Origin of the sequence: Nonlabens dokdonensis, from assembly GCF_002162835.1 — a bacterium.
In the GTDB taxonomy this organism is placed as follows: Bacteria; Bacteroidota; Bacteroidia; order Flavobacteriales; family Flavobacteriaceae; genus Nonlabens; species Nonlabens dokdonensis_B.
The window spans coordinates 1-10277 of sequence record NZ_MAAX01000160.1 but is presented as its reverse complement, the minus strand read 5'-3'; the positions used below and the strand labels follow the sequence as shown (position 1 = coordinate 10277).

At 35.0% G+C, this 10277-nt stretch carries 11 protein-coding genes; 8 read left to right on the top strand and 3 right to left on the bottom strand.

Annotated elements, in window-relative coordinates; all coding sequences use genetic code 11:
* Together A9Q93_RS10565 and A9Q93_RS10560 are read left to right on the top strand one after the other, a co-directional pair.
* On the top strand, positions 1-743 hold a 743-nt coding region (locus tag A9Q93_RS10565; RefSeq protein WP_303687365.1), incomplete at its 5' end, for an AAA family ATPase.
* Positions 744-973: 230 nt separating this feature from the next.
* Positions 974-1378, top strand: a complete 405-nt coding sequence (locus A9Q93_RS10560) for a hypothetical protein (RefSeq protein WP_303687364.1) — start codon at positions 974-976, stop codon at positions 1376-1378.
* Here A9Q93_RS10560 and hutH read toward each other — a convergent pair.
* Together hutH and A9Q93_RS10550 are read right to left on the bottom strand one after the other, a co-directional pair.
* Positions 1375-2880 (bottom strand): histidine ammonia-lyase, encoded by a 1506-nt coding sequence (gene hutH, locus A9Q93_RS10555; RefSeq protein ID WP_303687363.1) that lies wholly within the window; start codon positions 2878-2880, stop codon positions 1375-1377. The genes A9Q93_RS10560 and hutH overlap by 4 nt on opposite strands.
* A gap of 163 nt (positions 2881-3043) precedes the next feature.
* Positions 3044-3685, bottom strand: a complete 642-nt coding sequence (locus A9Q93_RS10550; RefSeq protein WP_303687366.1) for a protein-L-isoaspartate(D-aspartate) O-methyltransferase — start codon at positions 3683-3685, stop codon at positions 3044-3046.
* A 148-nt stretch (positions 3686-3833) separates the two neighbouring features.
* On the opposite strand from A9Q93_RS10550, the gene A9Q93_RS10545 reads away from it, so the two are divergent.
* Genes A9Q93_RS10545 through A9Q93_RS10520 form a run of 6 tightly spaced genes read left to right on the top strand, consistent with a single transcriptional unit; the run spans position 3834 to position 9526 of the window.
* Entirely contained in the window at positions 3834-4802 is a 969-nt protein-coding gene (locus A9Q93_RS10545) for a Gfo/Idh/MocA family protein (RefSeq protein WP_303687362.1), read from the top strand.
* A 2-nt stretch (positions 4803-4804) separates the two neighbouring features.
* Positions 4805-6046 (top strand): serine hydrolase, encoded by a 1242-nt coding sequence (locus tag A9Q93_RS10540; protein WP_303687361.1) that lies wholly within the window; start codon positions 4805-4807, stop codon positions 6044-6046.
* A 36-nt stretch (positions 6047-6082) separates the two neighbouring features.
* Positions 6083-6970: a 3-hydroxyacyl-CoA dehydrogenase family protein gene (locus tag A9Q93_RS10535; RefSeq protein WP_303687360.1), complete on the top strand. Its 888-nt coding sequence runs from the start codon at positions 6083-6085 to the stop codon at positions 6968-6970.
* A gap of 14 nt (positions 6971-6984) precedes the next feature.
* Positions 6985-7632, top strand: coding sequence for a hypothetical protein (locus tag A9Q93_RS10530; RefSeq protein ID WP_303687359.1), 648 nt, complete (start codon positions 6985-6987; stop codon positions 7630-7632).
* Positions 7633-7634: 2 nt separating this feature from the next.
* Positions 7635-8852, top strand: coding sequence for a DUF1015 domain-containing protein (locus A9Q93_RS10525; RefSeq protein ID WP_303687358.1), 1218 nt, complete (start codon positions 7635-7637; stop codon positions 8850-8852).
* A 2-nt stretch (positions 8853-8854) separates the two neighbouring features.
* Positions 8855-9526 carry a YggS family pyridoxal phosphate-dependent enzyme gene (locus A9Q93_RS10520; RefSeq protein WP_303687357.1) on the top strand — a complete coding sequence of 224 codons (672 nt, stop codon included), beginning with the start codon at positions 8855-8857 and terminating at the stop codon, positions 9524-9526.
* A 133-nt stretch (positions 9527-9659) separates the two neighbouring features.
* On the opposite strand, the gene A9Q93_RS10515 is transcribed toward A9Q93_RS10520, so the two are convergent.
* Positions 9660-10277 (bottom strand): peptidoglycan-binding protein LysM (locus A9Q93_RS10515; protein ID WP_303687356.1); only part of this gene is annotated, 618 nt, incomplete at its 5' end.

Genomic DNA, 10277 nt, shown 5'->3' with positions numbered 1-10277 from the left:
AATTTGCAATATCAAGATTAATAGGTGCGCCTCCTGGATATGTAGGTTATGAAGAAGGTGGACAATTAACGGAGAAAGTTAGACGTAAGCCTTATGCTGTAATTTTGCTTGATGAAATTGAAAAAGCGCATCCAGATGTGTTTAATATGTTGCTACAAGTTCTAGATGATGGGTACTTAACAGATAGTCTAGGTAGAAAAATTGATTTCAGAAATACCATTATTATCATGACATCTAACGTAGGAGCTAGAAAGCTAAAAGACTTCGGAGCTTCAGGAGTTGGATTTGGTACTGCAGCACGTAAGAATGCCGAAAGTGAAAATGCTAGAGGAGTAATCCAAGCTGCATTAAAGAAAACTTTTGCCCCAGAATTTTTGAATAGAATTGATGATGTAATAGTATTTAATGCATTAGAACGAGAAGATATTCATAAAATTATCGATATCGAGCTTACCAAGTTATTTGCACGTATAGAGGATTTAGGCTATTACCTTAAATTAAGTGATACTGCCAAAGATTATATCGCTGATAAAGGGTTTGATAAAGAATATGGTGCAAGACCATTGAAAAGAGCGATTCAAAAATATATTGAAGATCATCTCGCAGAAGAAATTGTAAATAGTCAACTTCAAGAAGGAGATACGATTTACATGGATCTAGATAAAGACAAAAATGAACTGAAGGTTAAAATCGACAAACCCTCGAAGAAACCAGAGGAAGAAGAAGAATCTAAGAAAGATTAATTGTAACTATTTGATATAAATGGAGTCTTAAGCTACAGCGCTTAAGGCTCCATTTTTTTATACGTTAATAATCGATAAAAGTATATATCATTTTTAGACCAGGATAACTACAACGTTGTATAGTCGTTATATCAGGTTGTTAATCGTTTTTTAATTTAAAGATTAAAATTACTATGCATGCACAGTAATTACAAACTATATTTGCAAACCCAATATATAAATTTATAGTAATGAGTGTTTTAGAATTACATTTTGGTATTTTTGAATTACTTCCTAATTTAGTTTTAGGCAAAATTAAAGAAGGGATTCATTTCAATAAAGAATTGAACACCATTCTAGTAGAACGTTTAATAGCACATTACGGAGAAGATGAACCACTAGGGTATGTAAGTATAAGGGAAAACAGTTACAGTATAGATCCTTTGATTCATTTACATAATTCACGTTACGATAAGCTGTGCTGCATAGGTATCGTGGAAAGTAATCAAAACATATTAAGCTCCGTGTCGTTAGAAAGTAAATTTTTTAAACAAGGAAAATTGAAAGCTTTTCAATATCATATAGATGCTATAGAATGGACTAAGAAGGAACTACTTAAAAATTTAGATATTAATTTTGAAAACCATCTCAACTAGTCAAAAATCGAAAAATCATCGATATACATGGAGTCTATGATTGCCTGAGATTCTTTAATATCTGTATACATTACCCTATCTTCATTATATGTAGAAATTTCATTACGAACTATATTTTTAATGGAACTCAAAAAACTAGACGTATTTTTTTCATGAAAGTCTAGTGACTGTATACTTGTAAGCAATTCAATGGATAGAATAGTTTTTAAATTAGAAACTACTTTATAAGCTTTGGTAGCAGCATTAGCTCCCATACTAACATGATCTTCCTGACCATTTGAACTTACAATACTATCTGTTGAAGCTGGATTAGAAAGTTGTTTATTTTGGCTAACAATACTTGCAGCAGTATATTGTAAAATCATCATCCCGCTATTCAAGCCAGCATCCTTACATAAGAAAGGTGGTAAACCTCGAGTTCCACTCATAAGCTGGAATATTCTACGCTCACTTATACTTCCTATCTCACTCATAGCAATGCTCAAAAAGTCTAATGCAAGAGCTAATGGTTGCCCATGAAAATTGCCACCTGAAATAATAGTGTCCGATTCTGGAAAAACGTTAGGGTTATCTGTAACAGAGTTACACTCTGTAAGTACCGTTTTTATAACATGATCTAAAGCATCTTTACTAGCGCCATGAACTTGTGGCGTACATCTAAAACTATAAGGGTCTTGAACATTTGCCTTTACCTCAGCGGCTATATCGCTGTCTTGTAATAATTCTCTAATGATTGAGGCACTTTTTAATTGTCCCTTATGTGGTCGTATAAAATGAATTCTTTCATCAAAAGGAGACATATTACAAGAATAACCATCAATTGATAACGCAGTTGTAATATGAGCCCAATACCATAATTTTTGAGATTCTAAAGAGAGATAAACTCCATAAGCTAGCATGAATTGCGTGCCGTTAATAAGAGCTAGTCCTTCCTTCGATTGTAATTGTAAGGTTTTCCAACCCTTCAGTTCATTAATTTCTTCGCCAGTGTAACGTTTTCCTTCATAAGTAACTTCTCCTAAACCTATTAGAGGCAAGGCTAGGTGTGCTAAAGGTGCAAGATCACCAGAAGCTCCCAGAGATCCTTGTTCATAAATGACTGGATAAACTCCATGGTTATAAAAATCAACTAATCTTTGTACCACTTGAATACTGATACCACTATGACCGTAGGATAAACTTTGTATCTTTAGAAATAACATCCACCTTACAATATGGTCAGGAACCTGATCACCTGTACCACAAGCATGCGACATAATTAAATTATGCTGCAGCTGAGTCAAATGTTTCTTATCGATTTGAGTATTACATAAAGAACCAAAACCTGTATTAATCCCATAAGTTGCAGGACTATCTGTCGTTCCAAAATTATCATCTAGATATCTTCTACACTTCTCAATAGCAGCTATTGATACATCAGATAATTTAATCTCTGTTACGTTTTTATCAATATCATTTAAGTCACGTAGACTTAACCGTTTTGGTGAAATTTCATGGATCATTTTGGGCTGTTTATGTAAGTACAATAATAAGTAAACTAAACACCTTATAAAAACATTAATAATAGCACCTATCAATCAGTTGTTTATCAGTAAAGTTATCAGCTACTTAAAAGGGATAATGCTTTAGACCACATGCTCCGTTTTATATTTAATCAAAATATGGTCAATTCTTCCCACCTAAAAACGGCACAAACCTAAACTCTCCAAAAGTTTCTTTAGAAAAGTCTGTAGCGCTTTCTCGTACAATTAAAGTCATTATTTGTGGATCGCTACCTACTGGAATCACTAGCCTACCTCCTATTTTGAGTTGGCCTAATAATGTTTGAGGAATTTCTGGCGCACCGCATGTAACGATAATAGAATCAAATGGAGCTTCTTCTGGCAAGCCTTTATAACCATCGCCAAAAACGTACTTTCTAGGACGATAATTCAGTTTTCTGAAGAGTAAATTGGTTTTTTTATACAATTCATTTTGTCGCTCAATCGTATAAACTTGAGCTTTCATTTCTAGTAATACCGCACATTGATAACCACTTCCAGTTCCTATTTCCAGTACTTTATCGCCTGCTTTTAATTCCAGCAATTGGCTTTGAAACGCCACTGTAAAAGGATGAGATATGGTCTGGTCTGCTCCTATGGGAAATGCTTTGTTTTTATAAGCGTGTTCTAAAAACGAGCTGTCTAGAAACAAGTGTCTAGGCACTTGATTCATAGCATCTAGCACTTTAGAATCTGTAATCCCTTTATCGCGCATTAAATCTACTAACTGACGGCGCTTTCCTTTATGTATGTAATTATCTTCGATAAGATCAAAAGTAATTTCAACATTCTTTATTTCCCATTCAAAAGACTACTATTTTTCAACAAAAATTTGCTAATAAATAGTCACAACTACCTTTTAACTAACGATATTTTAACGATCTATTACTTATTTTTACAAAAATGCGATAATTATGCTCAAAGCTGGAGTTCTAGGTGCTGGCCACCTCGGTAAAATACACCTTAAACTACTACAACAAAGTGAACGCTACAACCTCATAGGATTCTATGATGCCGATGCTCAAAATGCAACAAAAATTGAAGAAGAGCTAGGGTACAAATATTACTCTGATGTAGATGAACTCATTGCAGCCTGCGATATGATAGATGTAGTAACGCCTACTTCTTATCATCACTCTAGCGGTATGAAAGTTCTCGAGGCTGGTAAACACTTGTTTATAGAAAAACCGATAACGGTTACTGTAGAAGAAGCTGATGAATTGATCTCGCTTTCGCGAAAGCGGAATCTAAAAGGTCAAGTAGGACAAGTGGAGCGTTTTAACCCAGCATTTAGATCTGTGGCAAATCGTTTTGATAATCCTATGTTTATTGAAACACATCGACTGGCAGAATTTAATCCGCGAGGTACAGATGTAAGTGTGGTACTAGATTTAATGATTCACGATATAGATGCGATACTAAGTGTGGTAAAAAGCAAAGTGAAGAGCGTGAGCGCAAGTGGCGTGTCTGTAATTTCTGAGACGCCAGATATTGCAAATGCTCGTATAGAGTTTGAAAATGGCTGTGTGGCAAATCTTACTGCAAGCCGCATCAGTCTTAAGAAAATGCGTAAAGCTCGCTTTTTCCAGAAGGACGCATATATCTCTGTAGATTTCCTGACTAAAAAAGTAGAAGTCGTACGTATGAAAGACGCTCCAGAAGTACCTGGCGATTTTGACATGATTCTACAAAATGCTGAAGGAATCAAAAAGCAAATTTATTTTGATAATCCAGATGTGACAGATAACAATGCCATTCTAGACGAATTAGAAACATTTGCTGATGCTATTGAGAATGATACCAGACCTATAGTAAACCTTGAAGATGGCGCAGCTGCTCTAGACGTAGCGCTACAAATCATTAAAGAGTTTAAGTCATTATAAGTATGAAGAAGCTCGTTTTACTAGGTCTTTTATGTGTTTTTGCATCTTGTAAAAAAGAAGCCTCTGAACCTGAAGAAGAAAAAACTACCGATTATAATTCTGAGGTTTTAGAGGATAAATTAGGAGAATTATTCAGCAACACAAATTCTAAAGGAATGGGAATTGCTCTTTTTAATGGAGATCAAATTCTTTTTGAAAGAGGATATGGTGTAAGCTCTTTAAAATATAATGTGCCCTACACTACAAAAACGGTTCAAAATATTGCTTCTATATCAAAAGTGGTTACAGGTCTTACCTTACTTAAAGCGATGGAAGGAAAAGATGTCAAACTAAATGATGACATCAATTCTTATTTACCTTTTAAAGTTAAGAATCCTTTATTTCCAGATGAGTCCATAACCATTCAGCAACTGGTAACACATACGTCTTCCATTTATGACGGTAGTTTTTATGGTAATTCTTATTATACTCTAGAAGCTGACTTTGCAGATGATCCTGATATAGATCAAGAAGAAATTAATCAACTAACGACTAAGGAAAATAGCCTATCGTTAACTGAATACCTCAAAGCTACATTAGAAGAAACAGATAGTTCTAGTAATAAATACGGTTACATAAATTATAAGCCAGGTTCAACTTATAGTTACAGCAATAATGGTGCTGGACTAATTGCACTAATAGTAGAGTCTATAACTGGTCAAGACTTTAAAACATACTCTCAAGAGCACATTATAAAGCCACTATCTCTAGAAAATTCCACTTGGCAAGATGACATTAGTAATCAGCATTCTTATTTATATAGCAAAAATGCATTGAGATATCCGTTTTATGGACTGGTAACTGCTGCAGATGGTGCCTATAGAACCAGCACGCATGAGCTTGCCATTTTAGGTCAAGAATTGATAAAAGCGCACCAGCAAGAAGGGACATTATTAAACGACAAAAGCTATGAGATGTTCTTCAAAAAATATCTAGATGAATCACATTTCAAAACCGAAAAATCTAGTAAAGCACATGAAGAAGATGGGTTCAACAAAGGGGTTTTTATCACTTATGAACGTGGTGGCATAGGACATTCTGGCGGCGATCCAGGAGTAACTACTCTACTCTATTTTCATCCTGAAACTCATAAGGGATTTGCGCTCTTATTCAATTCAGACTTTAATACTGATGAAGAAGAGGAAGCTTTTCTATCTATTGCTGAGCTTATGAATGCAGAAATTGCTAAAAAACAAATTAAATAGACCGGTTAACATCGGTACATCATAAAATAAATTACAATGAAAAATATTACAGTTATAGGTGCAGGAACAATGGGAAATGGTATTGCACATACGTTTGCACATTCAGGTTTTAACGTTGCTCTTGTCGATATTTCACAAGATGCTATAGACAGAGGTTTAGGAACTATTTCTAAAAACCTAGATCGCATGATTGCCAAAGAACGCATCACAGAAGATGATAAAGCGACCACTCTAGGGAACATTACGTCATATACAGATCTTAAAGAAGGTGTCTCTCAAGCAGATCTTGTGGTAGAAGCAGCGACAGAAAATGTTGATCTAAAATTGAAAATATTTGGTGATATGGATCAGTTTGCTCCAGCAAATTGCATTTTATCTACTAACACGTCTTCGATATCTATTACTCAAATTGCTTCAGTAACTAAGCGACCAGAGAAAGTAATCGGTATGCATTTTATGAATCCAGTACCTATCATGAAACTCGTAGAAATCATACGTGGTTATTCTACCAGTGATGAAGTTACAGAGACTATAATGACGCTTTCGCGAAAACTAGGTAAAACACCAACTGAGGTAAACGATTATCCTGGTTTTGTAGCAAACCGTATTTTAATGCCTATGATTAACGAGGCGATAGAAACACTTTACAATGGTGTTGCAGGAGTAGAAGAAATTGATACCGTAATGAAATTAGGTATGGCACATCCTATGGGACCTTTACAGTTAGCAGATTTTATAGGTCTTGATGTTTGTTTGAGCATATTAAACGTAATGCACGATGGTTTCAAAAATCCTAAATATGCTCCTTGCCCGTTACTAGTAAATATGGTAATGGCAGGTAAAAAAGGTGTGAAGTCTGGAGAAGGGTTTTATGACTATTCTGAATCTCGTAAAGCTGAAAAAGTGAGTGCTAGTTTTAGATAAAGTTTTCAATTAAAATGATGCGAGAAAGAAAGTATCGAGGATTTCAAAATCTATGGGAAGACATAGCATCTTGGGTAGAATTCAATAAAAATATTGATCTCGATTATTTAAATAGTCGCCAGCGCGATTGGGTTAAAATATGGATCAGTCCGTTTTCTGACCTTTCTTTAACGGGCAGTGTTATACCTCAACCTAAAGGAAAAGCGAGAAGACTAATTACTCAAGGACTTGTGGATATTTATAAAGCTCGTAAAAAAGAACTGGACAAAATAGGTAAACCTTACTATTTAAAAATATGGTTGAATGATCGTAGGTTTTCTAACTCACAAGTGGTTTGTGCTATAGATGATTGTATTGATTTCTATGAAAACACGCATGCACGACCAGAACATTCCATTGAAATAGAAAACTCCGGAATAGCTGATGTTGCCATGAAATATCCCGAATTTACTTGGGAACATCGACTTGATGAAGAATTATTAAACTTTAATGAATTGGGTTCTCCAGATGATTATCATAAAATGGAACATTATTTAGAGGAGAAAAGATGGTACGATAATCAGGTAAAGAAAAAACACCGAAAAATAACAGATCCTAACTTTCCTGATGTCGATTATCGTGCCTTTAAGAAAGGAAATGTCTGGCTAGGAGAAATTAAATAAATATGCCTAAAATAAAACCATTTAAAGGAGTACGAGCAGCAGCAGATAAAGCGGCGCACCTCATCTCGCGCACCTACCAAGATTATGGTAAAAAAGAATTGAAGGCGCAACTCAAATACAATCCTTATAGTTTCTTACAAATACTTAATCCTGGTTATAAGTTTAATCAAGAAATTTCTGGAATTGAGCGTTTCAGTTTAGTACGCAATAGGTATTTAGAATTTAAAGAAGAAGGGTATCTAATTCAAGACGAGCAACCAGCTTTTTACTTGTATGAAAATATAGATCCTCATCACAGTTATACTGGGATCATTGCTGGTACCAGTACTAAAGATTATCAAGATAACAAGATTAAAAAACACGAAGACACTCTAAGTTTTAAAGAGGTTCTTTTTAAAGATTATTTAAAGTCGGCTGGATTTAATGCAGAGCCTGTTTTACTTACCTACAAAGATAGACCAGATATCAACCAGATGATCGATCAGGTAAAACAGCGTCAACCAGACACCTTTTTCTCCACAACAGATTTTAATTCTCATAAAATTTGGGCGATTACAGATCCTCAAATGATAGAGAGTCTAGAGAAACAATTTCAAGAGATACCAGAACTTTATATTGCAGATGGTCACCACCGCAGTGCCAGCTCTTCCTTATTATCTCAAGAAATGGATCCTGATCAAGAAAGCTATCATTACTTTATGAGCTTGCTTATTGCCGAAGATCAACTTAATATTTATGAGTTCAACAGGCAGGTAAAAGACCTCAACGGACTGACTAAAGAGGAGTTTTTAATTCGTTTAGATCAAAAATTTAGGATACAAAATCGAGGAATAGAACTTTATAAACCGTCTAAAAAACATCATTTTAGCATGTATTTAGATGGTGAATTTTACAGCTTGTACCTGCGTAAAGGATTGTACGAGATCACAAATCCACTACAAGATCTGGATACCCAAATGCTCTACGATTTAATCCTTAAACCTATCTTAGGTATTGAAGATTTGCGCACTGATTTAAGGATTAGATACAGTTATGGTAAACATGACATCATGCATATTAAGGAGCGTGTAGATAAGCATGAGTTTGCGGTAGGCTTCGGTCTATTTCCAGCAACGGTAGAGCAAATGAAATCCATTGCAGACGCTGACTTGAGAATGCCACCTAAAAGTACTTTTATACGTCCCAAACTACCCAGTGGATTAATAATTTATGAATTTTAGAAATGAGCACAATTAAAGAATCTTTGTTACGCTTTCGCGAAAGCGTGCAACCACAAGCAACTCTTGTAGCAGTAAGCAAAACGAAACCTAAAAGCGATCTAGAAGAGGCTTATGCGGCCGGTCAACGCCATTTTGGAGAGAATAAAATTCAAGAAATGACCGAAAAATGGGAAACCTTGCCAAAAGATATTTGCTGGCACATGATAGGTCATACACAACGTAATAAGGTCAAATATATGGCACCTTATGTGCATTTGATTCATAGTGTGGACTCTCCAAGATTACTTAAAGAAATTAATAAGCAAGCAAAGAAAAACGATCGTGTTATAGATTGTTTATTGCAAATTCACATCGCGAGAGAAGATTCAAAATTTGGTTTTGACGAGGAAGAATTAATTGCGTTGTTAAATGATCAAGCGTTTAAGGATTACAAAAACGTCCAGATTAAAGGACTAATGGGAATGGCTACTTTTACTGATAACCATGATCAAGTGAGAGAAGAGTTTCAATCGCTAGCTGCTACTTTTGAAAAAATCAAAAACGATCAATTGCTAGATGCTAGACATAATTTCACTGAACTTTCTATGGGAATGACTGGCGATTATAAAATTGCACTGGAAGAAGGAAGTACCATGGTACGTATAGGAAGTGCGATTTTTGGTGCTAGAGATTAAGTTCACAGTTGCAGTTCAACAGTTTTTTATAACGTATTCCCAGATAATAGTCTGAAAGAACTATTTGATGGTAAAAACAAAAAAGGGATGAAATTAAATTTCATCCCTTTTTTTTATGACTCATAATTAATGATTAAAGCACCTCACTTAAATCATATCCGCCAAATTTTTTCATATAAGATCTAACTGAACTACCGTAGGCATCTTTACTACTTAAATTTCCATTAGACTTTAAAAATTTTCTTACGCCTCCAGGACCAGAAAGGTGAGCTGCTGCCAGAATACCACTTTCTGTAACTTTTACACCTGCAATTGTTTTTCCCTCATATTTTTCAATATAAGGTTCTAAGGATTTATGGTTATATCGTAAGTACTTGAGGAAAACACGCTCCTGTAAATTTACAGAGTTAAGAAACGCCTCTGTATCTGTAACACCAAAATGAGCTAGCGTTGTAGCACCAAATTGATACTTACCTAAGTAACCCAGCGTATTTACACGCCAGTATTGACCTCTTGATTCTTTGAAAGCAAGCGCTTCCTTAAAAGAGATAAAACTATCTTCACCAGAAGTAGCCAGAGAAAGATCCCTCAAACTAGGTTCTTCTAACAAAGGAGCTTTAATAGGTCCTTTTACTTTAGTCTCAGTAGAGGTTACATAATCAGTAATAACATCTAGAGTACTAGAATCGGTATTAGAACTCGTCGTGTTAAATACCGAATAGCTCATCAATAGCAAAGCTGGATAAGCGAC

Excerpts from the sequence above, each read along its gene's own strand:
- A9Q93_RS10560 (WP_303687364.1), top strand. The coding sequence starts at position 974 with ATGAGTGTTTTAGAATTACATTTTGGTATTTTTGAATTACTTCCTAAT.
- hutH (WP_303687363.1), bottom strand. The coding sequence starts at position 2,880 with ATGATCCATGAAATTTCACCAAAACGGTTAAGTCTACGTGACTTAAAT.
- A9Q93_RS10545 (WP_303687362.1), top strand. The coding sequence starts at position 3,834 with ATGCTCAAAGCTGGAGTTCTAGGTGCTGGCCACCTCGGTAAAATACAC.
- A9Q93_RS10540 (WP_303687361.1), top strand. The coding sequence starts at position 4,805 with ATGAAGAAGCTCGTTTTACTAGGTCTTTTATGTGTTTTTGCATCTTGT.
- A9Q93_RS10535 (WP_303687360.1), top strand. The coding sequence starts at position 6,083 with ATGAAAAATATTACAGTTATAGGTGCAGGAACAATGGGAAATGGTATT.
- A9Q93_RS10530 (WP_303687359.1), top strand. The coding sequence starts at position 6,985 with ATGATGCGAGAAAGAAAGTATCGAGGATTTCAAAATCTATGGGAAGAC.
- A9Q93_RS10525 (WP_303687358.1), top strand. The coding sequence starts at position 7,635 with ATGCCTAAAATAAAACCATTTAAAGGAGTACGAGCAGCAGCAGATAAA.
- A9Q93_RS10520 (WP_303687357.1), top strand. The coding sequence starts at position 8,855 with ATGAGCACAATTAAAGAATCTTTGTTACGCTTTCGCGAAAGCGTGCAA.